Genomic DNA, 25,343 nt, shown 5'->3' on the forward strand with positions numbered 1-25,343 from the left:
AAAGATGAACCACTATTTTTGTTGAAATTAAGCAATTCTTTTTTTACGATGACAACTCCCGAAAGTTTATTATTTCTGAAGATTATTTTTCCTCTTTAAAAATTTCCTATAAAAACCGTAACTTTACTTCCTCTAAAGTCTAGAATAATGCGTCAAAAAATACAGAACCAAAATCCAAACTTTTCCTTAAAGTCTGAAGCAATACTTCCCTACTTTTTCGAAAAAGATGGTTTGGAAATGAAATCCTCCTACACCGAAAAGGATTCAAAAATACTTACAGAAAAACAATATTCTGCCGGAGTTGCGCCTTATTTGCGGGGACCATATTCTACAATGTATGTTCAAAAACCCTGGACAATCCGACAATACGCAGGATTTTCTACAGCGGAAGAATCCAATGCGTTTTATAGAAGGAACTTAGCAGCCGGACAAAAAGGTTTATCCGTTGCGTTTGATTTGGCAACCCACCGTGGCTACGATTCAGATCATCCTCGCGTTGAAGGGGATGTTGGAAAAGCGGGAGTGGCTATCGATTCTGTGGAAGACATGAAAATTTTATTCAATGAAATCCCTTTGGATGATATCTCTGTTTCAATGACGATGAATGGTGCTGTTTTACCAGTTTTGGCTTTTTATATTGTGGCTGCAGAGGAGCAAGGTGTTTCTCAAGAAAAACTTTCCGGGACGATTCAGAATGATATTTTAAAGGAGTTCATGGTGAGAAATACTTACATTTATCCGCCAAGCCCTTCCATGAAAATAATTGCAGATATTTTTGAATATACGTCTAAAAATATTCCGAAGTTTAACTCGATTTCAATTTCAGGTTATCATATGCAGGAAGCCGGCGCAACACCGGTTTTAGAAATGGCTTATACTTTGGCAGACGGTTTAGAATACGTAAGAACTGGAATAAAAGCTGGAATGAAAATCGATGATTTTGCACCGCGTCTCTCGTTTTTCTGGGCGATTGGAATGAACCATTTTATGGAAATTGCAAAAATGCGCGCAGCACGATATATTTGGGCAAATCTTTTGACACCATTTAATCCGCAAAATCCAAAATCGTTAGCCTTAAGAACGCATTCTCAAACTTCAGGTTGGAGTTTAACGGAGCAGGAACCTTTTAATAATGTTACAAGAACTGCGATAGAAGCGTTATCTTCTGCTTTGGGTGGAACACAATCTTTACATACTAATGCTTTGGATGAAGCGATTGCTTTACCAACCGACTATTCTGCGAAAATTGCCAGAAATACCCAGATTATTTTACAGCAGGAAAGCGGAATTTGCGATGTTGTAGATCCAATGGGCGGAAGTCATTTGGTAGAAAGTCTGACTCAGCAGATGATTGATGAAGCCATGAAGTTCATTGATGAAGTTGAATTGGAAGGTGGAATGACCAAAGCAATCGAAGCCGGAATTCCGAAAATGAGAATCGAAGAAGCTGCGGCAAAAAAACAGGCAAAAATTGACAGTGGCGAAGAATTCATCATCGGTGTTAATTCTTTTAAATCGACTCAAAAACAAATGGAATTGGATATTTTAGATATCGATAATTCTGAAGTTCGCAGAAAACAAATTGAAAGATTACATCAAATAAAAAGAGATCGAAATCCTGAAGCAGTCGTGGAAATTTTAAATAAATTAAAAGAGGCTGCAAAAACCGATCAAGGAAATCTTTTGGAAATTTGCATCGAAGCCGCTCGAAGAAGAGTAACTCTAGGAGAAATGAGTGATGCGATGGAAGAAAGTTTCGGACGGTACAAAGCCAATATCAGAACCATACAAGGAGTTTACGCCATGAATGCGAGCAAAAATGAATATTTCCCGAAAGCACTTGCCTTAACCGAAAAGTTTGAAGAAGAGGAAGGAAGAAGACCCAGAATCATGGTGGTAAAAATGGGACAAGATGGTCACGATCGTGGTGCTAAAGTAGTCGCAACCGCTTTTGCCGATATGGGTTTTGATGTTGACGTCGCTCCATTATTTCAAACTCCGAAAGAAGTGGCGAAACAGGCCGTAGAAAATGATATTCATATTTTGGGTGTTTCTTCTTTAGCAGCCGGACATAAATTTCTCGTTCCGCAAGTCGTGGCAGAACTCAAAAAACTCGGTGCAGATGATATTACAATTGTGGTTGGTGGTGTAATTCCGAAACAGGATTATGAATTCCTTTATGAAAATGGAGCAGATTATATTTTTGGACCTGGAACAAATTTACCTAAATCTGCATGTGAGATTTTAGAAGGATTTCTTGGGTAATTCTCTTTTAATAAAAATGTGATAAAAAATCTAATTCTTTTATTTTTAATAGTTCTACTTTTTTCCTGTAAAAAGGAAGATGAGAATCTAGATTTAAAATATGAAGTTTTAAATCAAATCATCTCTGAAGATATTTTAGAAAATAAAGCGTCAGGATACACTGAAAAATATTTGTATAAAATTTCAGAGCCAATCGATCTAAAGTTTAGAGAAAAATTATCGGAAAAAGAGAACGAAATAATAGAACTGCCCCCACCACGTTCACATGGAATTATTTACTTACCTGAAAACGGCACTTTTACAAAAGATGACTTGGCCTATATCAAAATTCAATTAAATACAAATTCTAATTTTGCTTTTAAGCCTACTAAAATTATCTCCAAAGTTGAATTCATTGATACAGAAAAGTTTAAGAAATTTCAGAAGTCGCAAGAAAACTATGTGTCTGCAAGAGACTATTGGGGAAAATTCAGAGCAGAATTTGGCGATAAATGTTTAAGGAATTATTCAATTCCTTATTTTAATAAAGAGAAGAACATTTGCATTGTGATTAATTCTATTTCTTGCGGACCACTTTGGGGCGGAGGTGAAACTTCGGTCTATAAGAAGACAAATGGGAAATGGAAAGTTATTCAAACACTAGATCACTGGGTGAGTTAAAGAGAATTAATTAAACTTTCAATTTCAATTTTTTGGTCTAGATATTTGTTTTGTAATTCTGAATTCTCGCCCATTCTCTTATAATATTCCAAAGCTTTTTCGCCGAAGAATTTTTTATGAAAATCAGAAACATCGGGAACGAGCGGGAATTCTTTATGAAAAAGCATTTCATAATATGCCTGAAATTCTCTTTCGTTTTTATCTTCTACCAAAGTTTCTGGCGCTTTCTGTCGAACGTGCAACATTTCATGAGCGACCATGTTTGTGACTAAATTCAGATCAAAATCAAAAAGATCTCTGGGAATCATAACCATCTGTTTTTCGCCGAGAGCACCTTCTGTGGTGAGCAACATTTTGTTTGGTTCTAATTCTGGACGAAAACCGAATCCTGCAAGGTTTTCATTTTCCAGTCCAAAAGTATTGATGAGGAAATGTGCTGCATCCGAAAGTTGATCGTTTTTTTTATAGGCATTGAGATGGTCTTTAATATGTTCTAAATTCATATTGTAAAGCTAGTTGATATTATTATTTATTTAAAAGAGAATCGAATAATATTCTTTAATCCATTTGTTTTAAGCGAAATAGCATTTAGCCTGTAGTCTACTTCGAAATAAATATTTAATAATTATTGGGTAAATCTTATTAAAATAGATGCTTCCTCAAGAACTGACAGCAGCAAGAAATTTACCAAAAATGTTTTTTTAAGCATAATTTTGTATATCACTTAAAAACAGTTAAATTTGCACTTCAATTTTTATCAAAATTATGGCAAAATTCAAATCTCGCACCAGCAAAAAAGAAATGGAAGGTAAGGAAACTGTAGAAGTTTTCCGTGACCTAGACAAAGGTGCACTTGATACTGAAAGATTTCTAGAGAAGCATGCTAAAACATTAATCACCATTTTTGGTGCATTATTGGTGGCTGTACTAGGATATTTCGCTTATCAACAGTTTTATGAAGCACCAAGAAACGAAGAGGCAACTTTAAGTTATCTTGCTGCGCAGAAAAATATGGCTGAGGGGAAAGAGGATTTAGCCTTAGGTGGAAAAAGCGCTGCCAACCCAGGATATTTAGGTACTTACAACGAATACTCTGGTACTAAAGTAGGGAAATTATCTTCTTACAATGCGGGATTAATTAAATTTAAAGCTGGAAAATACCAAGAAGCGTACGATCTTATCGATAATTTTTCTTCTGATAACAAAGTTTTAATGGCTCTGAAATATGGTGCTATGGCAGACTGTCAGTTAAATCTTAACAAAAATGATGATGCATTATCTCTTTTAAATAAAGCGATTTCTGCTTCTGATGATCCGTATACTACTTATTATTTTACAAGAAAAGCAGGAATTGTTGCATTGGCTTTGAAGAAAAATGCTGACGCAAAAAAATATTTCTCTACGATTGAAGAAAAATATGAAGATTACGATAACGGAATGTCTGATTCGTATATTGAAATGGTAAAATATTACTAATTAAAATTAAACATAATGGCAACTGTAAATCTTTCTGATTATCAACCATTACAAATAAACGATGCCGGTTCTTTTAGAATTGGCATCGTTGTTTCAGAATGGAATGATTTTGTAACCTATAACCTTCGTGATGGCGCTCTGGAAGTGCTTAAGAAAGAAGGCGTAAAAGAAGAGAATATTAAAATCTTCAAAGTTCCGGGCGCTTTTGAATTAAATTTCGCCACCATGCAACTTTGCAAAACAGAATACTTTGATGCAGTGATTGCAATCGGTTGCGTCATCCGTGGCGAAACTGCGCATTTTGATTATGTGTGTTCTGCAGTATCACAAGGAATTAAGGATTGTAATATTCTGACCAATGTTCCCGCAATTTTCTGTCTGTTGACCGATGATACCAAAGAACAATCCATTGCCAGAAGTGGTGGAGCACTAGGAAACAAAGGGGTAGAAGCTGGAGTTACGGCTTTGCATATGATTGATTTTAAAAGAAATTTGTGATTTTTTTCGTCTAATTATTTTCATTAAAAACTGGCTCTAAAAATCAAAAATACCATAAGATTATGTTCGCATCGAAACTAAAACCGTATTTATATTTGGGTCTTTTTTATGGCCTGGTTTCCCTTATTGTAAGAATCATCTTTATCTTTCACCCAATCACAACAGTGAGTTTTGGTTTTTTTGAAAGTTTAAAAATTCTCTTTATTGGAAGTTTGACGGATGTGTTTGTCTTCATTTTAGCCAGCAGTATATTTGCTCTTTATTCGTTATTTCTTTCGGATTCAAAATATAAAAAACCATACGGATATATTATTTTCGGGCTGTTTGTTTTAGCATTTTTATATACTGCGTTTGTTCCTGGAAATATTTTCAAACAATATGGTGGCTCATTCCCAGAAATAGCAATGGCCTTTATTGGCTTGAAAACTTTACTGTTTGGGTTAATGCTTTTCCTTCCAACTCAAAGAATTAAGATTCGAAATATTCTTTATTTCATCGTACTGTTTTTATACGTGATGTTGATTATTTTCAATGGAGTCAGCGAATACTTCTTCTGGAATGAATTTGGAGTTCGCTACAATTTCATTGCGGTTGATTATTTAATTTATACCAATGAAGTCATTGGAAACATTATGGAAAGTTATCCTGTTGTTCCTTTGTTCGCTGCGATTTTCTCTCTTACTCTAATTGTTACATGGTTCATTTATAAGAAAACAAAAGACGAATTATTAACGCTACCGACTTTTATTCAAAAAATCGTTTTATTAGTTTCTTTCGTTGTTTTATGTGGAATCAGTTTATTCATCATTCCTAAATTAGGGAAGGTAAAAACTGATAATACTTTCGCGCAGGAAATTCAGGCTAATAGTTTTCCTAAATTTTATAACGCATTTACTCAAAAAGAATTGGATTTCTTTCAGTTCTACCCAACCATTAATCAACAAGTTGCGGAAAGTGATTTTTTAAAACCGTTTGATCCTCCAACTTTCGTTAGAAACATTAATCCTGAAAATCCAGAAGTTCGTAAAAATGTAGTTTTAATTTCAATCGAAAGTTTATCTGCAGAATTTATGGAACATTATGGAAATGATCAAAAGATAATGCCGTTCTTAGATAGTTTGGCAGATAAATCATTGATGTTTACCAATCTTTATGCAACTGGAAATAGAACAGTTCGTGGTTTAGAGGCACTTACATTATGCATTCCACCAACCGCCGGAGAAAGTGTTGTTAAAAGGGAGAACAATAAAAATAAGTTCAGTACCGGAAGTGTTTTCCAATCGAAAGGTTATGATGTGAAATTCCTCTATGGAGGTTACAGTTATTTCGATAATATGGAAGATTTCTATAAGGGAAATGGCTATGAAATCGTAGACAGAAATAACTTTAAACCTGAAGAAATTACCTTTGCGAATATTTGGGGTGTATCAGATGAAGATATGGCCAAGAAAGCCATTGAAGTAATGAATAAGGAAGCCAAAGCGGGAAAAACATTCTTCCATCATTGGATGACTGTTTCTAATCACCGGCCTTTTACCTATCCTGACGGGAGAATTAATATTCTCGGAACTGCGAAATCTCGTGACGGTGGCGTAAAATATACTGATTACTCCATTCGTAAGTTTTTTGAAATGGCGAAAAAACAACCTTGGTACAAAAACACGGTTTTTGTTATTGTTGCAGATCATTGCGCCTCCAGCGCTGGTAAAACAGAACTTCCGATGGACAAATACCGAATTCCAGGGATGATTTTTTCCGAAGGTTTTATAGAGCCTCAAAAATTTACGCAAACCATGTCTCAAATTGATGTAATGCCTACATTATTTGGTTTGCTCAATTTTAAATACCAATCGAAGTTTTTAGGTCAAGATGTTTTCACACAAAACTTTGAGCCCAAGGCTTATATCGCCACCTATCAAGATTTAGGTTTAATAAAAGATAATTATTTAACTATTATTTCTCCAACTAAAAAGGTAAAACAGTATTCTTTAAGTTTACAGCCATCGAAAAATCCAGAAGATTTCAAAATCTTTTATGATGAAACTCCAGTCAAAAATTTACAGCAAACTTTAGTTGATGACTGTATCGCTGTTTACCAAAGTGTTTCATTTTGGTTGAAAGAAAACAAACTCAATAAATAATTTTTTTTGTAATTTTATCAAAAGATTAAAATATGAAATGGACAAACGATAGAAGCGGTAATGTTGATGACAGACGTGGATCTGGAGGTGGTGGCGGAATGCTTGTCGGCGGCGGTTTGGGAACATTAATTATTGCAGCAATTATATTTTTCCTTGGAGGCGATCCTTCAGCGATATTGTCTTCTGGAATGGGTAATGCTGGTCCACAAACAGAGCAACGTGATTTGAATGCAAATGAACTTAAAGTTCGTGATTTTGTGAAAATGATTACCGCTGAAAATGAAAAAACCTGGACCAACATATTTGCTGAAAACGGAATGAAATACCGCCCTGCGAAAGTAGTAATGTTTGAATCAGTTACCCAATCAGGTTGTGGAACTGCAGAAGCGGCAATGGGACCTTTTTATTGTCCGGCTGATGAAACAGTTTATATGGACATGAGTTTTTTCAAAGAATTGGAACAGCGCTTTGGTGCAAAAGTAACAGAGTTTTCTATTGCTTACGTTATGGCTCACGAAATGGGACATCACGTTCAAACACTTTTAGGAACAACACAGAAAGTGGATCAGTTAAGAAGAAGTGGTAAGTATTCTGAAGCAGAAATGAATCGTGTTTCTGTTGCCACAGAATTGCAAGCCGATTTTTATGCGGGACTTTGGGCAAGGCAAACAGATAACCGAGAGAATATTTTAGAACCAGGCGACATTGAGTCTGCGATTTCTGCAGCAGAAGCCGTTGGTGATGATAATATTCAGAAACGTTCCCAAGGTTACGTAAATCAGGAAGGTTTTACGCACGGAAGTTCTGCGCAGCGAAAAGAGTGGTTTATGAAAGGATATAACACTGGAGATATTCGTCAAGGTGATACTTTTGATGCACTTTTAAAATAAATTTAATGCCTTTTTCTCAAGGATATTTAAAAAAAATATAAATCACTATTGTTTCCGGATTTATACATGAAAAAAGCCGCTGTGTAAAATACACTGCGGCTTCTCTTAAATATATATGAATGTTTTGAATATGAATTCTTAATTCTAATTCTGATTTACAGAATCTTCAACAGAAGTTTTGGCTTGATTTACTTTGTCTTGAACTTGTGACGATAGATCACCTGCTTTAGATTTCAAGTCATTTCCCCATTTATTGAAATTTTCCTTTGCATTGTTTACGGTGTCTTTTACCGCTTGTTTTTCTTCATCAGTAGAATTTTTATATTTCCACCATGCTAATGCTCCAAGTCCTAATAGTGCTAGAAGTCCGTTTTTTTTAGTGCCCATAATATTATGTTTTTATTTTTAATGAAAAATTAATTTGATGTTTTCTATTATGTAAATTCTATGCCAAAGAAATTGTATAAACATTAAAGTTTTGTTAAAGTAAAAAATCTATTACAAAAGAAAATCCGCCTCGAAAATAATTACGAGGCGGATTAATTTATTCTTTAATACTAAAGATATTCACTTTTTAACCTAAATAAGGATATTTGTAATCTTTTGGAGAAACGAAAGTTTCTTTTATACTTCTTACAGAAACCCATCTCAATAAGTTCATTTTAGAACCTGCTTTATCATTCGTTCCTGAGGCTCTTGCACCACCAAATGGCTGCTGTCCTACAACTGCTCCAGTTGGTTTGTCGTTGATATAGAAGTTACCTGCAGCATTTTCTAATGCTTTGTACGCTTCATCAATTGCATAGCGATCCTGAGAGAAGATTGCTCCTGTTAATGAATAAGGCGAAGTTTCATCGACCAATTTCAAAGTTTCTTTCCAGTCTTTATCTTCGTAAACATATACCGAAAGAATTGGTCCGAAAATTTCCTCACAAACCGACTCATATCTTGGGTTGCTTGCTTCAATAACGGTTGGCTCTACAAACCATCCTTTTGAGTCATCACATTTTCCACCGATAATTACTTTTGCATCACTTGATTTCTCAGCGCGCTCGATATAACCTTTACATTTTTCGAAAGAATTTTTATCAATTACTGCATTTACGAAATTAGAAGGATCTTCCGGACTTCCCATTTTAATGGTTTTCATCTGAGATTCCATTACTGCTTTCACATCGTTCCAAAGAGATTTAGGAACATATGCTCTTGAAGCAGCGGAACATTTCTGACCTTGATATTCAAATGCACCGCGAACCATTGCAGTTGCCACAGCATCTACGTTTGCCGAAGGATGCACCATGATGAAATCTTTTCCACCGGTTTCACCTACAATTCTTGGGTAAGTTTTGTATTTATGAATGTTGTCGCCCATCATTTTCCACATGTTTTGGAAAACGGTTGTAGAACCTGTAAAGTGAAGTCCGGCAAAATCTGGATGCGTAAACACTTTTTCTGCAGTTTCTTTTCCATCAGTATAGATCATATTGATCACTCCATCAGGTAAACCTGCTTCAATAAGAATATCCATGATCACTTTTGCAGAATAAACTTGCTTGTCAGATGGTTTCCAAACAACTACATTTCCCATCATTGCCATACAGGTTGGCAAGTTTCCGGAAATTGCAGTAAAGTTAAATGGAGTCACCGCAAAACAGAAACCTTCCAATGGACGGTATTCTGATCTGTTCCAAACTCCACTATCAGAAACCGGTTGCTCGCTGTACATTTCCGTCATGAATTCTACGTTGAAACGCAAGAAATCGATGAATTCGCAAGCAGCATCGATTTCTGCCTGATGAACGTTTTTACTTTGCGCAATCATTGTTGCAGCATTCAAACGGTCTCTGTAAGGTCCAGCAATTAAATCAGCCGCTTTCAGGAAAATCGCTGCACGATGTTCCCATCCTAAATTATTCCATTTTTCTCTGGCTGCTAAAGCGGAATTAATAGCCTCGTCAACGTGGCTCATATCTCCTTTATAATAGAAACCTAAATTATGTTGGTGATCTTGTGGTGAATTAATCGTCACCTTATTCTCTGTTTTAACTTCTTTACCGTTGATGACCATTGGGATTTCAACTTTCTCTTTCCACATTTTTTTGTAGGTAGAAATCAAAGATTTAACCTCTTCAGAACCGGGTTCGTAACTTCTTACCGGCTCATTTATTGCGAAAGGAACCTGTGAAATTGCTTTTGACATATTTTTAATTTTTATTGATTTTATTAGATTCGTACAAAGTTAAGTGAATTACATTAATGTTCCAAAAAAGGAAATAATGAACTTATTTCTTAACCAAAATTTTCTCACAAACCATCTTGCTTAAAGTGGTTCTAATCCCGTCATCTTTTAGGATTGTCATCGACTGATCGTAATTCTCAATCTCTAAAATTTCTAATTTCGTTCCCAGTTCTAATTCTTTGCTGTTAAGGTAAGTCAGGAAATCGTCATCAGAAACCGTAACTGCACTGAAAATAATTTGATCACCAATTTTACAATTGCTTAATTTCTGTAAATCCAAAGCGATGATGTTTCCTTCTTTGTCAGGAATAGGTTCGCCGTGAGGATCAAATTTTGGATATTGCAGAATTTCGTCCATCTTGTCAAAGAATAATTCTGAATGTACGTGTTCTAACTGCTCAGCAATCTCATGTACATTTTCCCAGCCGATATTCATTTTCTCGACCAAAAACATTTCTGTGAGTCGATGTTTTCTTACAATTAATGCCGCTTGTTTTTTACCTTCTTCGGTAATTTTTAAGGGTTTATAGGTTTCATAGAGGACCCAGTTTTTGAGCGCGAATTTCTTCATCATATTATTAACGCTCGGCATCTTTACATTTAGAAACTTGCTTAACTCGTTTACAGTGACAGTGTTATAATCGTTTCTTAGATGAAAAATGGCTTTCAGGTAATTCTCTTCAGTAAGTGAAATCATAAAGTTAGATTCTAATATTTACAAATCTAACAAAATAAAAGCGCGTAAAAAATTTACGCGCCTACATTTAAATAAAAATACATGAAGAAAATTTACATCAGTTTTAAAATTTAATGAAATTATTGTTCAACTTTAAAATAATGATGTTAAAAAGGTTATTAGTTTTTCATTTGGTTATTTTGATAGAACAAAGGTGTATCAAAAATTAATTAATTCATAGGTATTTTCACCCAAATTGTATGGTTTAATTCACCCTTTTTTCTAAATTTAAACTATGAAATATTCCTTTAAAAATGATTATGCCGAAGGTGCTCATCCGCGAATTCTGGAAGCATTAATTCAATCAAACTTGATTCAGCAAAACGGTTACGGACTCGATGAGTATTCGCTAAACGCAGAAAATATCATTCGACAAAAAATAAATAATCCGAAATCTAAAGTTCATTTTGTTTCGGGTGGAACACAAGCAAACCTTATTGTAATCTCGGCATTTTTACGTCCACATGAAAGTGTTGTAGCGGCAGCGACAGGTCATATTTTCACCAACGAAAGTGGTGCGATTGAAGCGACCGGTCATAAAGTACACGGAATTGAAACTTCTGAGGGGAAAATTTATCCTGATGATATTCAAAAAATCATTGATGTTCATCAAAATAAACCACATCAGGTAAAGCAGAAATTGGTTTATATTTCAAATTCTACCGAGGTAGGTACCATTTATTCTAAAAAGGAATTGATTGATTTATACCAGTTCTGTCAAGAAAGAAATCTTTATTTATTTGTGGATGGAGCAAGGTTGGGACATGCTTTAACCGCTGAGAATAATGATCTTACTTTAGAAGACTTCGGGAAATACACGGATGCTTTCTATTTGGGCGGAACAAAAAATGGTGCTTTAATTGGTGAAGCGATCATCATTAATAATGAAAGTTTGCAGGAAGAATTTGGTTTTCATTTAAAACAAAAAGGTGCCATGCTCGCCAAAGGTCGTTTGCTTGGAATTCAGTTTCAGGAATTGTTAAAGGATGATTTGTATTTTGATCTGGCAAAACAGGCAAATCAGCAAGCGATGAAAATTAAAGATGCTTTTACCCAAGTTGGATGTAAATTTCTTTCCGAAACATTTACCAATCAAATCTTTCCAATATTAACGGATAGTCAAATTGAACAACTTTCTATTAACTTTGATTTTTATGTTTGGAAAAAACTTGACAACGAAAAATCAGCCATTCGTTTGATTACTTCCTGGGCGACAACTAATGAGATTATAGAAAAATTCACCACCGAAATAAAAAATTTAAAATGAAAAAATCAGTCTTCTTTTTGAGCGTATTACTCTCCGTCGCTATCAATGCGCAGAAACAGGAAAAGGATCCTGAGATTTCAGAGTATGTAAAACTAGTGAGCAAAGATTCATTAAAAGCGAACATCGAAAAGTTTGTGAGTTTTGGAACGCGCCACACGATGAGTTCTACTACAGATCAGGAGAAAGGAATCGGTGCCGCCAGAAGTTGGGTTTTATCAAAGTTCAGAAATTATTCGAAAAATTCTGGTGGAAGAATGGAATTTTACCTCCAAAATGAGGATCTGCAACCCGATGGAAAACGAATCAATAAAGTTACCAATCTTGGAAATGCGATTGCGTTGTTAAAGGGAACTGATCCCTCAGATAAAAGAATTGTAATTATTTCTGGGCACCTCGACTCCAGAGTTTCAGAGGTGATGAATTCGACCGATTATGCTCCAGGCGCTAACGATGACGGAAGTGGTGTTGCAGCAGTTATCGAATCTGCCAGAGTTTTAAGCAAATCAAAATTCCCGATGAGCATTCTTTTTGTTGCGGTCAGTGGCGAAGAGCAAGGACTTTTAGGAGCGAAAATGTTAGCCGATAAAGCAAAGAAAGAAAACTGGGAAATTGAAGCAGTCTTGAATAATGATATGATTGGCAACAACAGTTTTGATGCTCCCAAAAATGATGGAGTTCCCAAATTAAGAGTTTTCAGTGAAGGTCTATCTGCTTTTGAAACTGAAAAATCAGCCGCTAAGATTCGCAATTTCGGTTTAGAAAATGATGGAAATGCCCGTCAATTGGCGAGATATGTAAAAGAAATAGGAGAGAAGTATGTGAAAAATATTGACATTAAACTAATTTATAGAAATGATCGTTTTTTGCGGGGCGGTGATCACACTCCTTTTGTGAATCATGGGTTCACTGCAGTTCGTTTAACTGATTATTATGAAAATTATGACCATCAACACCAAGATATTCGAACAGAGAATAATAAAAAATATGGTGATTTAATCGAGTTCATGGATTTTGATTATCTAAAAACCAATACGGCTGTAAATGTTGCAGTCTTGGCGAACTTAGCCAAATCAACTCCGCAACCTTTAAATGTTTTAATGGATGTAAAAGAACTTTCCAATTCTACAAAACTGAGTTGGGAAAAACCAAACTCTGGAAAAGTAAAAGGCTATCAAGTTTTGATTCGTGAAACCAGCAGTCCTGTTTGGACAGAGAGAATATTTACAACCGAAGCATCGATAACCATTCCTCTATCCAAAGATAATTATCTGTTTGCCGTTGAAAGTATATCAACTTCCGGCAACCAAAGTTTACCGGTTATTCCCAAAGTATCAAGATAAAAAAAGCCCTTCTCATTAAATTAATGAGAAGGGCTTTCTATTTCAACTAAAAATTTAGTTATTCTAAATCTTCAAATTTATCTACAATTTTTTGGGAAACTCCAGTTTTACTGAAACCTCCATCGTGGAAAAGATTTTGCATCGTTACTTTTCTTGTTAAGTCCGAGAAAAGACTCACGCAATAGTTCGCACAATCCAAAGCATCAGCATTTCCAAGCGGAGACATATTATCTGCAAAGTTGAAGAAACCACTAATTCCTTTCACACCAGCACCTGCTTTAGTCATTACCGGAGATTGAGAAATCGTATTTACACGAACTTTTCGGTCGCCCCAATAATATCCGAAGCTTCTTGCGATGCTTTCTAGGTATGATTTGTTGTCTGCCATATCACCATAATTTGGGAATACTCGTTGTGCAGCAATATAAGTTAAGGCCAAAATTGAGCCCCATTCGTTCATAATATCTCTGTCCCAAGCGGCTTTCATCACTTTGTGGAAAGAAACAGAAGAAACATCCCAACCTTTTTCTAAGAAATCGTAATTAAGATCAGTGTAGGATTTACCTTTTCTAATGTTTACCGACATTCCGATTGAATGAAGGATAAAATCAATCTTGCCAAATTTTTCTTCAGCATGAGCAAAAAGTTTGTCCAAATCTTCAACAGAAGTTGCGTCTGCAGCAATAACATCTGAGCCGGTTTTTTTGGCCAGTTCATCTATTTCTCCCATTCTCATTGCGATTGGCGCATTTGAAAGAATGAATTCTGCACCTTCTTCATGGCATCTTTCTGCAACTTTCCACGCGATCGACTGATCGTTTAAGGCACCGAAAATAATTCCTTTCTTTCCTTTTAGTAATCCGTATGACATAATCTTAATTTTAGACAAATTTAAAAAATTTTATTGTTTAATGCATAAAAAAAGAACCGTATTAAATACGGTTCCCTCTATGATATTACAGCAAAATTAGTTGGTTGCTTTTTTTACTGCTGCTTCGGCATCAACCGCCGCATCTTTGGTTTTCTCCCAAGCATCAGATACTGCATCTTTGGTGCTTTCCCAAGCATCAGAAACATTTTCCTTTGCTCTGTCCATCCAGCCTTCATGAGTTGGCTCTGTGTTTTTTTCTTTTTGTTCGCGGATGTATTCTTTTGCTCTTTCAGCGTAATCGTTTACATGCCACTTTGCTTTATCTACTGCGTTTTCTGCTTTGTTATAATCTTGTCTGTCCATAATAAAAATGTTTAATGTTAATATTTAATGATTGAAAAAAAATAATTTGATACTATGAAGTTTGCAAGTTCTATTCCTAAAAATCATAATGCTATGTTAAACATTTTATAAACTTATCATAAACGGTATAATTAATGTTTAGCAGATTTAATTTGTAATCACATAGTTTTCTATTTTTGTCATTAAATAATACGAATGGAATTAGTTCGCTGCGGCTGGTGTGAGAAAGATGATCTCTATAGAAAATACCATGATGAAGAATGGGGGAAACCTGTTTACGATGATGAAACTATTTTTGAATTTTTGGTTTTAGAAAGTTTTCAGGCTGGACTTTCCTGGTATACGATTCTAAAGAAAAGAGAAAATTTTGCAGAAGCATTTGATGACTTTGATTATAAAAAAATTGCCAACTATTCCGAGGGAAAAGTAGAAGAGTTAAGGAATAATGCTGGGATTATAAGAAATAGATTAAAGATTTTGGCAACTGTAAATAACGCTCAAAAATTTTTAGAAATCCAAAAAGAATTCGGGAGTTTTTCAGAATACATTTGGAATTTCGTTGATGGAAAACCAATTGTAAATCATCCGAAAACATTAATTGAAATTCCTGCTACTACAGAAATTTCGGATTCGTTATCTAAAGATTTAAAGAAAAGAGGATTTAAATTTCTCGGGTCAACCGTTGTTTATGCGCACATGCAAGCAACGGGAATGGTCAATGACCATTTGGTTGATTGTCATTGCAAAAATGACATGCTGTACATCTGAAATATTTGGTTCAAGATTTATGAGTTATACCGATCGCTCAAAACCCTTTGAGAATATTGTTTACCAATAACTTTTTCATCCACCATTTTTATGACGTAAAGAAGAAATGACGAGGTTTGCTTAATGTCAATTGGAACTTTATGCAGAGAATGACTGTATAAACTGATTTTTCCAGTTAAAAGTAAATTTGCGTAAAACTCATTAATATTTTTAAAATCACATAATGACAGGATTTGAAATTCAACATTGAAAATTCTTTGATCAAAACATTTAATCTTTAAATAATTACTTTTTCCGATGTAATTCCACGGACCAAAAAAACTGTTCGGACCAGGATATCTGCTTTGACTTTTATAGTGATTCGTATAAAGTTCCATATTTTGGATTTCATCATAATGAATATTCTCTAACTTAATTTCAACTAAATCTTCATCAAAAATTAAATCTCCTACTATATCTGCATTTAACGTCTCATAACTTAACGTAGAATAAATAATTAGTGACAATATTCCAAAAGATAAAAATCCCAGAATCAAACTTAAATACTCATTTGTACCAATTTTAAGGATTAAAAAAACTAGGATAAAAAAAGATAGTGCAGCCCATTGAGCATTGGTAATTCTACCTATGAAATTTTTTCTCTGTTCAACTATTTTGAATTTCATCATAAAAAAATGCCGAAGCAATAACTTCGGCATAAATATAAAATTATTTTTTATTTAATAATCCGATCCAAAACCCACTCGATCATATTTCTTTCAGAAGCAGCATGATCCGCAGAAAACTCGCCTCTTCTTCTGTTGGCAATTACAGAGTTTACGGTAATTGCTTTATGTCCTAACAATTTTGAAAGTCCATAAATCGCCGAAGTTTCCATCTCGAAATTCGTTACGCCTAATTCATTTAAGGTTTCCAAAAATTGATCATCAATCGCTTTCAAACGAAGTTGTCTTCCTTGCGGCGCATAGAAACCTGGGAAGGTTGCCGTGTTTCCATGGTATTTTGCATCCTTATAATATTCGCCCATTTCTTTTGACCAATCAGAAAAATACAACATCGGTTTAATTTTCTCATACGGGAATTTCGCCATGAAGTTTCTGGAGAATTCATTTTCAAACGCGTAGTCCTGGTAAAAATGTAAAAGGCCATCAAGCCCAACCACATTTTCAGTCACCAGCATATTGTCGACTTCAATTTCAGGATTCACACTTCCACAAGTTCCCATTCTAAATAATTCCAAAACCGTATGATCGGTTTTGAATTCTTTATTTTTCAAATCGATATTCACCAAAGCATCCAACTCGTTCATCACGATATCGATGTTTTCGGTTCCAATTCCGGTCGACATTACCGTGATTCTTTCGCCGCGCAAAGTTCCGGTGTGCGTATAAAATTCTCTTTTATTTTTCTTGATTTCAATTTTATCGAAATATTTAGAAACCTTTGGAACACGGTCAGGATCACCAACCAACATGATTTTCCCAGCAATATCTTCTGGCAATAAGTTCAAGTGATACACACTTCCATCGTCATTAAGCACCAATTCTGATGCTGCTAATTTATTAAGCATATTATATTTTTTTATTTTATATTTTTTTATGGCAGACATTTCCGCCTTCCACTCCCAATCTTTTTTGCCTACGCATTTGCCTATGCAAAAAAAAGGATTTCCGTTCAAGTCGGGCTGCAGATTCGTTACTAAAATCTTACGCAGTTATTAATTACTTATTAAGGATTACTCAATAATTATAGTTTACCCGCCAACTCTCTTCGTCTTATAACCCATGTCTTTCAAAATCACCATAATCTTATCCCGGTTATCTCCCTGAATAATAATGATTCCGTCTTTTTCCGAGCCGCCAATTCCCAAAGTCGTTTTAATTTTCTTGGAAATCTTTTTCAGTTCTTCATCGCTTCCTTCGAAACCTTCAACAAGAGTTACCGGTTTTCCGTGCCTGCCTTTTTTTTCAAATTTACAGACAAGTGGTTCTTTCTGCACGAATTTTTCCACCGGCATTTCAAAATCCTGCTCTTCATGATCAGGGAATATATTTTTGAGTTGATCTCTTAAATCCATCTACCAAAATTAATGAAATTTAATTGTAATTCAATGAGTGCTGCTATTTTTCGTTGTAAAATCATTTTTCATTATTCTCATTTTTGGTAAATAATGTTAGGGAAATCATAAAAAAGTCTTAAAATTTAAGATTGGTTCGTTTAGTTCAGAACCAAATTGTAATTTTGCGCGTTAATTCGTAAATATAATAATGAAAATTGATAAAGAAATTTTTCGCGACATGGTAAAGTTTTATGGAGATGTTCTGCATTTACCACCACTTGCTGCGAAAATATACTCCTACCTAATTTTCGATTTCGACAGAAATGGAGTTTCATTTGATGAGGTTGTTGAAATTTTTTCTGCAAGTAAAAGTGCAGTTTCTTCAAATCTCAACTTACTTTTAAACCTAAACATCATCACCGATTTCAATAAGATTGATGAAAGAAAAAGGTTTTTTGTGATGAATGAAAAGTATATGAAAATTCGTTTCGAGGAAATTATTGAAAAAATGGAGTCCGAATTATCCATTTTAAATAAACTGAAAGACTTTCGAAATACAATCGATGAAGAGGCATTGCGAAAATTTACTGTTTACGCTGATCTCTTCGAAAAAAACATTTCAAATATAAAAGAAACTATTGATCAACTTTAAACAAATAATTTAAACTTCATTTAAAGTCAATTTAATGAAGAACATTTATAAAATAAAATTCATGAAAAATAAAATTATCCTGCTATCCTTTTCTGCCTTGTCGGTTTTATCCTGCAAAAAAGGAGATCAAAGACCACCACAAGGTCCCAAAGTCGTGTCAACCGTTGCTGTTGAGAATCGAAATATAATTGGTTATTCTACATTTCCGGCCAGTATCGAAGGCCGTGTAAATAATGATGTTCGTGCAAAAATGCAGGGCTACATCACTCAAGTTCTGGTAGACGAAGGTCAATATGTTACGAAAGGTCAGCCCCTTTTCCGTTTAGAAACTAATTCACTAAGTCAGTCCGCGAATGCTGCAAAAGCAGGAGTGGGCGCGGCGCAATCCAGCGTTTCTGCTGCTGATGCCAACGTAAAAGCAGCACAGTCTGCAGTTAGTGCAGCGCAGGTAGAGGTGAATAAACTGAAACCTTTGGTAGAAAAAAACATTATAAGTAGTGTTCAACTGCAGACTGCTCAGGCGAATCTTGCCCGGGCGCAGGCGCAAGTTGCACAAGCGGTTGCCGCGAAACAACAGGCTTCCGCTGGTGTTGCTCAGGCCCGGGCGAATTACCAGGGTGCTCAGGCAAACGTGGATTACTCTGTTATCCGTGCGCCTATTTCCGGAGTGATTGGAAAAATTAATTTCCGAAACGGAAGTTTGGTTGGACCTGGCGACCCAATGCCGATTTCTACGGTTTCAGATACCAGCGAATTATATGCTTATTTTTCAATGAACGAAAAAGAATATCTTGATTTTCTGAAAAATTCTGTCGGAGCAACTGTTCCGGAGAAAATAAAAAACATGCCTGCCATCGAACTTTTATTGGCGAACGGCGATGTATATGAAGAGAAAGGCTACGTAAAAGCAGTGACCGGACAAATTGATGCAAACACCGGAAGTATTCAGTTCCGCGTTTCGTTCCCGAATCCGAAAAAATTGCTGAGCAACGGAAATAGTGGAACAGTAAGAATTCCTATCACTTATGATAATGCTTTGGTAATTCCGGAAAGTGCTACAATTGAGCAGCAAGGTTTGGTTTACGTTTATAAAGTAAAACAGGATACGGCGAAAAGTGCTGTGATTAAAGTAACTGATCGTGTAAACAATATGGTCATTATTAAAGAAGGAGCAGAAAAAGGAGATATAGTTGTAGCCGAAGGGGTAGGAACTTTAAAATCCGGAACTCCTGTAAAACCGGAACCGAAGAAATTTGATGATCTTATTAATGCTATAAAACCGATTTTCTAAAAAGATGATTAAAAAATTTATAAACAGACCGGTTTTATCTACGGTAATTTCCATCATGATTGTGATTTTGGGAATTCTGGGATTAATTTCTTTGCCGGTCACACAGTATCCAGATATTGCGCCGCCAACGGTGCGTATCTCCGCAAACTATACCGGTGCCAACGCGCAAACGGTAATGAACAGTGTAGTTATTCCAATCGAAGAACAGGTGAATGGAGTTGAAGGTATGGATTATATTTCTTCTTCTGCCGGAAACAATGGTTCTGCTTCGATTCAGATTTTCTTTAAACAGGGAATCGATCCGGATATCGCAGCGGTAAACGTTCAGAATCAGGTTCAGCGTGCAATTCCACTTCTGCCTTCAGAGGTTACAAGATCCGGGGTGCAGGTGAGCAAGCAGCAAACGAGTGCTTTGATGTTCTTGAGTTTTTACACCTCGAATCCTAAACTGGATGAGGTTTGGTTGCAGAATTACCTAAACATTAATGTTATTCCTGAATTAAAAAGGGTAAATGGTGTTGGTGATGCTCAGGTTTTTGGTGGGAAAAATTATTCCATGAGAGTTTGGTTGGATCCTGCAAAAATGGCTGCCTACGGTTTAGAACCTGCCGAAGTTTCTGCCGCGATTAATGATCAGTCAAGAGAAGCCGCCGCCGGAGCCTTAGGTGAAAATAGTGGAGGATCTTTTCAGTATATCATTACCTACAAAGGAAAATATAATGAAGTTGATGAATTTGAAAACATTATTCTTCGCGCTTTAGGAAATGGGGAATACCTTCGTTTAAAAGATGTTGCAGAAATTAAACTGGATTCTCAGTCTTATGCCGGAATTGGTGAAAGTAATGGAAACCGTTCCATCTCCATGGGAATTTTCCAGACGCCGGGATCTAACGCACAGGATATTATTAACAATATTAAAACCTTGTTAGCGGAAACCCAAAAAACTTTACCGGAAGGAATTGGCTATAATATTAACTTTGATACAAATGAGTTCTTAGATGCCTCCATTCACAAAGTAGTTACTACTTTATTGGAAGCATTCGTTTTGGTATTCTTAGTGGTATTCTTATTCCTTCAGGATTTTAGATCAACTTTAATTCCAGCGATTGCTGTGCCGGTTTCGATTATCGGAACGTTCTTTTTCTTGAATATGTTTGGCTATTCGATTAACTTATTGACGCTTTTTGCTTTGGTGCTCGCCATTGGAATTGTGGTCGATGATGCGATTGTTGTGGTCGAAGCCGTTCACGCAAAAATGGAAGGCGGCATCTCCGATGCAAAAAAAGCAACCATCGAAGCGATGGACGAAATTACAGGTGCAATTATCTCAATTACCTTAGTAATGGCGGCCGTGTTTATTCCGGTAACCTTCTTAACAGGACCAACTGGAGTTTTCTACCAGCAGTTCGGGATTACCTTAATTATTGCGATTTTAATTTCTGCGGTGAATGCCTTGACTTTAAGTCCGGTGCTTTGTGCAATGTTTTTGAAACCACCTGCACATCATACGAAGGAATACGCAAGCATGAATTTTATGCAGAAGTTCTTCTCTAAATTCAATGCTGGATTTAATGCGGGAACCAAAAGATATGGACAGTCATTTAATTTTATTTTAAGAAATAAATGGGTGAGTTTGCTGGTGATTTTTGCAGCAGGAGCAGTTACTTTCTGGTGGGCAAGTTCTACCATGCCAACAGGATTTATTCCGAAAGAAGACCGTGGGATTTTATTTACAGACGTACAACTTCCACCGGGAGCCTCGCTGGAAAGAACCTATAATGTTTTATCAGATCTTCAGAAAGAAGCCCGTAAACTTCCGGGAGTTCAGAACGTAACCTTTACTGCGAGTCGTGGGTTTATGTCAGGATCTGGGTCCAATGTTGGTCAGGCTTTTATTAAATTAAAACCCTTTGATGAACGTGGAAAAGCAGGCGGACAAAGTATCGATGAGATTACCGGGCGTTTATTTGGAATGACCAGCAAATATCCCGACGCAAAAATTATTTTCTTCTCCCCGCCAAGTGTTCCTGGATTTGGAACGAGTGATGGATTTTCAACGGTGTTACTTGATAAATCTGGTGGCGACATTAATGAATTAAGCAAGGTCACTCAAAGTTTTGTGGGTGCATTAATGCAAAGACCGGAAATTCAGTTTGCTTCCACATCCTTTAATACCAACTATCCACAGTATGAAATGGTGGTTAATGTACCTCGTGCAAAAGAAAGTGGTGTTACATTGAACAGTATTTTGAGTACGATGCAAGGATATATCGGAGGAATTTATTCTTCAGATTTTACCAAATATGGAAAACAATTTAGAGTAATGATTCAAGCATTACCGGATGATCGGAAATCGCCGGAAAATTTGAATTCTATTTTCGTGAAAACTGCTTCTGGCGCTATGGCTCCAATTTCACAGTTTGTTACGTTGGAAAAAAGTTTTGGTCCACAATCATTGGAGCGTTATAACTTATTTACCTCTGTAGCGATCAATGGTTCCAGTAATCCTGGTTTTTCTACCGGTGATGCAATTAAAGCCGTTCAGGAAGTTGCCGCAGAAAACTTGCCTGCCAACTACGACGTAGAATTTACGGGGTTAACGAAAGAAGAAATGAAAGCTGGTTCTCAAACTTACGTTGTGTTTTTATTGAGTTTCCTTTTCGTCTACTTTATTTTGGCTGCTCAGTATGAAAGTTATTTATTACCATTCTCCGTAATTCTTTCTCTTCCTTTAGGAGTAATCGGAGCCTTTTTCGGTCAAAGAATTTTTGGCTTGGAGAACAATATTTATTTCCAGATTGCCATTATCATGTTGATTGGATTACTCGCCAAGAATGCGATTTTGATTGTGGAGTTTGCCGTTCAGCGGCGTCATCATGGCGAATCAATTGCAATGTCGGCGATTAATGCTGCTAAAGCCAGGTTACGTCCGATTTTGATGACTTCATTTGCGTTTATCTTCGGTATGGTTCCTTTGGTGTTTGCGAGTGGGATTGGATCTGTAGGTAACCGTTCGATTGCGACAGGTGCTGCAACAGGATTATTAATTGGGACTTTCTTCGGATTGGTTGCGATTCCTGTATTGTATGTAATCTTCCAATATCTGCAGGAAAAAGTGGTGCCTTTAAAAGAAAAAGATATTAATCTATCCGAATAATTGAAAGTCAAAAACTTTTATGAAAATTAATAAAATGAATAAATATTTCAATATAAAAATACTTTCAGTTTTGATCTCAGCGTTCGTTCTGACCTCATGTATGACGCGCGAAAAATATGAAAGACCGAAAGAAGCCATTAATGAAAATCTTTTCCGCACCGACTTGTTGCCGAAAGATTCCATGAGTATGGCAACCGTTTCGTGGAGAGAAATTTTTACCGATCCGGTTTTGCAAAAGCATATCGCGAAAGCCTTAGAAAATAACTTAGACGTAAGAGTTGCGTTGCAAAACATTTCTGCCGCAGATTCTTATTTAAAACAAAGCAAAGCAGCCTATTTACCGACTCTTTCTGCAGGTCCGAATTATACCTTTCAAACCCAGTCTTTGAATACCCAATCGGGGCAATTGATTGGGGAAAGAAAATACGGAAATCAATTCGATGTTTCTGCAAATGTTGGATGGGAAGTTGATATTTGGGGGAAAATGAAAGCCCAGGAAAAGGCAGAACTAGCCAATTATTTAGGAACTGTTGCAGCACACCAAGCGGTGAAAAGCGATTTAGTTGCCGCCGTTGCGTCAACTTATTATCAGTTGCTGACTTTTGATGATCAAAAAAGAATCATCAATGAAACCATTAATTTAAGAAATAAAAATCTTGAGACTACGAAAGCCTTGAAAGATGCTGGAACGGTAACTGAAGTTGCAGTTCAGCAAAGTCAGGCTCTGGTTTTTAATGCCGAATCAATGTTGATAAATATTGATGTTCAGATTGCTTTACTCGAAAATACATTGAGTGTTTTGATGGGCGAACCTGCTCATTCTATAGAAAGAACTACTATTGCTGCTCAGAAAATGCCCGTGAGTTTGGCCTTAGGTTATCCTGCAAATTTGTTGGAAAACCGTCCAGATGTGAAAGCGGCAGAATATAATTTGATGAGTGCTTTTGAATTAACGAATGCTGCAAAAGCGCAGTTTTATCCAAGTTTAAGACTGACTGGAAGTACTGGAATCGTCTCTAAAGATTTAGATCAGTTATTCAGTGCGAGTTCACTTTTTGCTAATGTTGTTGCAGGTTTAGCCCAACCGATTTTAAATAAAAGACAGATCAAAACGCAATATGAAGTGAGTTTAGCCCAGAAAGAAATCGCCTATTTAAACTTTAAAAAGAAAGTTCTTACCGCTGGACGAGAAGTTTCTGATGCCTTGAAGATTTATCAGTCGCAGGATGGTTTCATTAACTTGAAAAAGAAAGAAATGGAGGCCTATAAAAACTCTGTTCAATATTCCCAGGAATTGGTGAATTACGGAATGGCAAACTATCTGGAAGTCATCAACGCAAGTGTGAATCAACTGAATGCAGAACTAAATATTTCAACGGCGGAATATTCTAAGTTAGATGCAGGAATTGAATTGTACCGCGCTCTTGGTGGTGGTTGGAGATAATGTTTCAGATTAAAGAGGAATCGAAATTTTCAAATGAGTTTGTATTTTATTGCAGTTGTTCCACATAAGGAACTTCGTCAGAAAGCCAGAGTTTTCAGTAAAGATTTTGCTGAGCGGTTTAATTCTATAAAATCATTTGAAAATTTCCCTCATATCACTTTGATCAAACCTTTTCATTTCGATGAAAATCAGGAAGAAATATTGATGGGAAATTTTTCTGAAATGAATTTGAAGTCTAGTCCTTTTGAGGTGATTTTGAAAAACTTTGGATGTTTTCCAAATAAAGACAAACCAGTTATTTTTATAAAACCCGAAAGTTCAACCGAATTTCAACTCTTATACGATGAGGTTCAACCGATGATGAAGTTTCATTCTTATGCGAAAATTCATCCTCATCTTACGGTTGCATACAAAGATTTAAGTCCTGAAAATTTTCAGAAAGCCTGGCGAGAATACCAAAAAAAAACTTTCGAAGATTCTTTTTTAGTAGACAAAGTCTGTCTCTTCAAACATGAAAATAAAAAGTGGAATCTTCTTAAAATCAAATATTTGAATTGATTATTTATTTGCCACGAATGCACGATTTTTTTTTAATTAAAATTCATTCGTGCATTCGTAGCAATTTTTTATTTTAAATTTTTAAAGAATTCCCACATCACAATTCCACCACAAACAGACACATTCAACGAATGTTTCGTCCCCAACTGCGGAATTTCCAGGAAAGTATCATAATACGAAAGTGCTTCGTCGCTCAATCCATCCACTTCATTTCCTAAAACCAAAGCATATTTTTCGTCTTTATTAATGGGATAGTCTGTGATAACTTCTGAACTCGTCGTTTGTTCAATTCCTATGATTTTAAAGTTTTCCTTTTTTAAATTTTGAAGCGCCTCCGCAATGTCTTTTTCATAAACCCAATCTACGCTTTCTGTCGCGCCCAAAGCGGCTTTGTGAATTTCACGATGTGGTGGTTGAGGTGTAATTCCACACAGGACTACTTTCTCAATTAAGAAAGCATCCGCAGTTCTGAAAATCGCACCCACATTGTGCATGCTTCGAACATTATCTAAAACCACAACAAGCGGTGTTTTTGTAGTCTCTTTAAAGGTTTCGATATCTATTCTTCCTAATTCTTCGAGTTTCAGTTTCTTTGTGGATGACATTTTCGTATTTTTGGCAAAATTAAGGTTTTTCAATCTTAATGTTTTAAGTTAATTAATTTTTAA

Annotated in this window: 24 protein-coding genes; 14 read left to right on the plus strand and 10 right to left on the minus strand. The window is 35.8% G+C overall.

Going from position 1 to position 25,343, the window contains the following annotated elements; all coding sequences use genetic code 11:
- Nucleotides 1-147: 147 nt before the first annotated feature.
- Together scpA and PUH65_RS03100 are read left to right on the plus strand one after the other, a co-directional pair.
- Entirely contained in the window at nucleotides 148-2,265 is a 2,118-nt protein-coding gene (gene scpA / locus PUH65_RS03095; RefSeq protein ID WP_305520425.1) for a methylmalonyl-CoA mutase, read from the plus strand.
- An 18-nt stretch (nucleotides 2,266-2,283) separates the two neighbouring features.
- Nucleotides 2,284-2,925: a hypothetical protein gene (locus tag PUH65_RS03100; protein WP_305520424.1), complete on the plus strand. Its 642-nt coding sequence runs from the start codon at nucleotides 2,284-2,286 to the stop codon at nucleotides 2,923-2,925.
- Here PUH65_RS03100 and PUH65_RS03105 read toward each other — a convergent pair.
- Nucleotides 2,922-3,428 carry a hypothetical protein gene (locus PUH65_RS03105; protein WP_305520423.1) on the minus strand — a complete coding sequence of 169 codons (507 nt, stop codon included), beginning with the start codon at nucleotides 3,426-3,428 and terminating at the stop codon, nucleotides 2,922-2,924. The genes PUH65_RS03100 and PUH65_RS03105 overlap by 4 nt on opposite strands.
- A gap of 262 nt (nucleotides 3,429-3,690) precedes the next feature.
- Between PUH65_RS03105 and PUH65_RS03110 the strand changes: the two genes are divergently transcribed.
- The 4 genes from PUH65_RS03110 to PUH65_RS03125 all read left to right on the plus strand — a co-directional run bounded on the left by PUH65_RS03110 (nucleotide 3,691) and on the right by PUH65_RS03125 (nucleotide 7,930).
- Nucleotides 3,691-4,401: a tetratricopeptide repeat protein gene (locus PUH65_RS03110; protein WP_305520421.1), complete on the plus strand. Its 711-nt coding sequence runs from the start codon at nucleotides 3,691-3,693 to the stop codon at nucleotides 4,399-4,401.
- A 15-nt stretch (nucleotides 4,402-4,416) separates the two neighbouring features.
- Nucleotides 4,417-4,899, plus strand: a complete 483-nt coding sequence (ribH, locus tag PUH65_RS03115; RefSeq protein WP_305520420.1) for a 6,7-dimethyl-8-ribityllumazine synthase — start codon at nucleotides 4,417-4,419, stop codon at nucleotides 4,897-4,899.
- A 62-nt stretch (nucleotides 4,900-4,961) separates the two neighbouring features.
- On the plus strand, nucleotides 4,962-7,040 hold the full coding sequence (locus PUH65_RS03120; protein WP_305520419.1) for an LTA synthase family protein: 2,079 nt from the start codon (nucleotides 4,962-4,964) through the stop codon (nucleotides 7,038-7,040).
- Between the two features lie 32 nt (nucleotides 7,041-7,072).
- On the plus strand, nucleotides 7,073-7,930 hold the full coding sequence (locus tag PUH65_RS03125; protein WP_305520418.1) for a neutral zinc metallopeptidase: 858 nt from the start codon (nucleotides 7,073-7,075) through the stop codon (nucleotides 7,928-7,930).
- 144 nt (nucleotides 7,931-8,074) lie between these two features.
- Here the strand turns inward: PUH65_RS03125 and PUH65_RS03130 are convergent, their stop codons facing one another.
- From PUH65_RS03130 to PUH65_RS03140, 3 genes are all read right to left on the minus strand, one after another.
- Nucleotides 8,075-8,317, minus strand: a complete 243-nt coding sequence (locus PUH65_RS03130) for a YtxH domain-containing protein (protein ID WP_305520417.1) — start codon at nucleotides 8,315-8,317, stop codon at nucleotides 8,075-8,077.
- 187 nt (nucleotides 8,318-8,504) lie between these two features.
- Nucleotides 8,505-10,130: an L-glutamate gamma-semialdehyde dehydrogenase gene (gene pruA, locus PUH65_RS03135; protein ID WP_305520416.1), complete on the minus strand. Its 1,626-nt coding sequence runs from the start codon at nucleotides 10,128-10,130 to the stop codon at nucleotides 8,505-8,507.
- Nucleotides 10,131-10,212: 82 nt separating this feature from the next.
- Nucleotides 10,213-10,866, minus strand: coding sequence for a metal-dependent transcriptional regulator (locus PUH65_RS03140; RefSeq protein WP_305520415.1), 654 nt, complete (start codon nucleotides 10,864-10,866; stop codon nucleotides 10,213-10,215).
- 274 nt (nucleotides 10,867-11,140) lie between these two features.
- Here PUH65_RS03140 and PUH65_RS03145 point away from each other — a divergent pair, with 274 nt between their 5' ends.
- Together PUH65_RS03145 and PUH65_RS03150 are read left to right on the plus strand one after the other, a co-directional pair.
- The gene (locus PUH65_RS03145) at nucleotides 11,141-12,172 is read left to right on the plus strand and encodes a low specificity L-threonine aldolase (RefSeq protein WP_305520414.1); all 1,032 of its coding nucleotides are present in this window, start codon (nucleotides 11,141-11,143) and stop codon (nucleotides 12,170-12,172) included.
- Nucleotides 12,169-13,512, plus strand: a complete 1,344-nt coding sequence (locus PUH65_RS03150; protein ID WP_305520413.1) for a M20/M25/M40 family metallo-hydrolase — start codon at nucleotides 12,169-12,171, stop codon at nucleotides 13,510-13,512. Before PUH65_RS03145 ends, PUH65_RS03150 begins: the two co-directional genes overlap by 4 nt.
- Before the next feature lie 58 nt (nucleotides 13,513-13,570).
- Here PUH65_RS03150 and PUH65_RS03155 read toward each other — a convergent pair whose 3' ends face one another.
- Both PUH65_RS03155 and PUH65_RS03160 read right to left on the minus strand, forming a co-directional pair.
- On the minus strand, nucleotides 13,571-14,383 hold the full coding sequence (locus tag PUH65_RS03155) for an enoyl-ACP reductase (RefSeq protein WP_305520412.1): 813 nt from the start codon (nucleotides 14,381-14,383) through the stop codon (nucleotides 13,571-13,573).
- A gap of 96 nt (nucleotides 14,384-14,479) precedes the next feature.
- Nucleotides 14,480-14,746: a hypothetical protein gene (locus PUH65_RS03160; RefSeq protein WP_305520411.1), complete on the minus strand. Its 267-nt coding sequence runs from the start codon at nucleotides 14,744-14,746 to the stop codon at nucleotides 14,480-14,482.
- Between the two features lie 195 nt (nucleotides 14,747-14,941).
- Between PUH65_RS03160 and PUH65_RS03165 the strand changes: the two genes are divergently transcribed.
- The gene (locus PUH65_RS03165) at nucleotides 14,942-15,514 is read left to right on the plus strand and encodes a DNA-3-methyladenine glycosylase I (protein ID WP_305520410.1); all 573 of its coding nucleotides are present in this window, start codon (nucleotides 14,942-14,944) and stop codon (nucleotides 15,512-15,514) included.
- A 17-nt stretch (nucleotides 15,515-15,531) separates the two neighbouring features.
- On the opposite strand, the gene PUH65_RS03170 is transcribed toward PUH65_RS03165, so the two are convergent.
- The 3 genes from PUH65_RS03170 to PUH65_RS03180 form a co-directional block, all read right to left on the minus strand.
- Nucleotides 15,532-16,020 (minus strand): hypothetical protein, encoded by a 489-nt coding sequence (locus PUH65_RS03170; protein WP_305532465.1) that lies wholly within the window; start codon nucleotides 16,018-16,020, stop codon nucleotides 15,532-15,534.
- A 209-nt stretch (nucleotides 16,021-16,229) separates the two neighbouring features.
- Nucleotides 16,230-17,084, minus strand: a complete 855-nt coding sequence (locus tag PUH65_RS03175) for a nucleoside phosphorylase (protein WP_305520408.1) — start codon at nucleotides 17,082-17,084, stop codon at nucleotides 16,230-16,232.
- Nucleotides 17,085-17,267: 183 nt separating this feature from the next.
- Entirely contained in the window at nucleotides 17,268-17,591 is a 324-nt protein-coding gene (locus tag PUH65_RS03180; RefSeq protein WP_305520407.1) for a translation initiation factor, read from the minus strand.
- A gap of 190 nt (nucleotides 17,592-17,781) precedes the next feature.
- Here PUH65_RS03180 and PUH65_RS03185 point away from each other — a divergent pair, with 190 nt between their 5' ends.
- The 5 genes from PUH65_RS03185 (at nucleotide 17,782) to PUH65_RS03205 (ending at nucleotide 24,675) form a co-directional block, all read left to right on the plus strand.
- Entirely contained in the window at nucleotides 17,782-18,225 is a 444-nt protein-coding gene (locus PUH65_RS03185; protein ID WP_305520406.1) for a transcriptional regulator, read from the plus strand.
- A 61-nt stretch (nucleotides 18,226-18,286) separates the two neighbouring features.
- A complete protein-coding gene (locus PUH65_RS03190; RefSeq protein ID WP_305520405.1) occupies nucleotides 18,287-19,516 on the plus strand; it encodes an efflux RND transporter periplasmic adaptor subunit in 1,230 nt (409 codons plus the stop codon).
- Between the two features lie 4 nt (nucleotides 19,517-19,520).
- The gene (locus PUH65_RS03195; protein ID WP_305520404.1) at nucleotides 19,521-22,673 is read left to right on the plus strand and encodes an efflux RND transporter permease subunit; all 3,153 of its coding nucleotides are present in this window, start codon (nucleotides 19,521-19,523) and stop codon (nucleotides 22,671-22,673) included.
- Nucleotides 22,674-22,707: 34 nt separating this feature from the next.
- Nucleotides 22,708-24,117, plus strand: coding sequence for an efflux transporter outer membrane subunit (locus tag PUH65_RS03200; RefSeq protein ID WP_305520440.1), 1,410 nt, complete (start codon nucleotides 22,708-22,710; stop codon nucleotides 24,115-24,117).
- A 33-nt stretch (nucleotides 24,118-24,150) separates the two neighbouring features.
- Nucleotides 24,151-24,675: a 2'-5' RNA ligase family protein gene (locus tag PUH65_RS03205; protein ID WP_305520403.1), complete on the plus strand. Its 525-nt coding sequence runs from the start codon at nucleotides 24,151-24,153 to the stop codon at nucleotides 24,673-24,675.
- A gap of 68 nt (nucleotides 24,676-24,743) precedes the next feature.
- Here the strand turns inward: PUH65_RS03205 and PUH65_RS03210 are convergent, their stop codons facing one another.
- A complete protein-coding gene (locus PUH65_RS03210) occupies nucleotides 24,744-25,280 on the minus strand; it encodes an RNA methyltransferase (protein WP_305520402.1) in 537 nt (178 codons plus the stop codon).
- Nucleotides 25,281-25,343: the final 63 nt, after the last annotated feature.

It is taken from the genome of Kaistella sp. SH40-3, from assembly GCF_030686865.1.
Lineage (GTDB): Bacteria > Bacteroidota > Bacteroidia > Flavobacteriales > Weeksellaceae > Kaistella.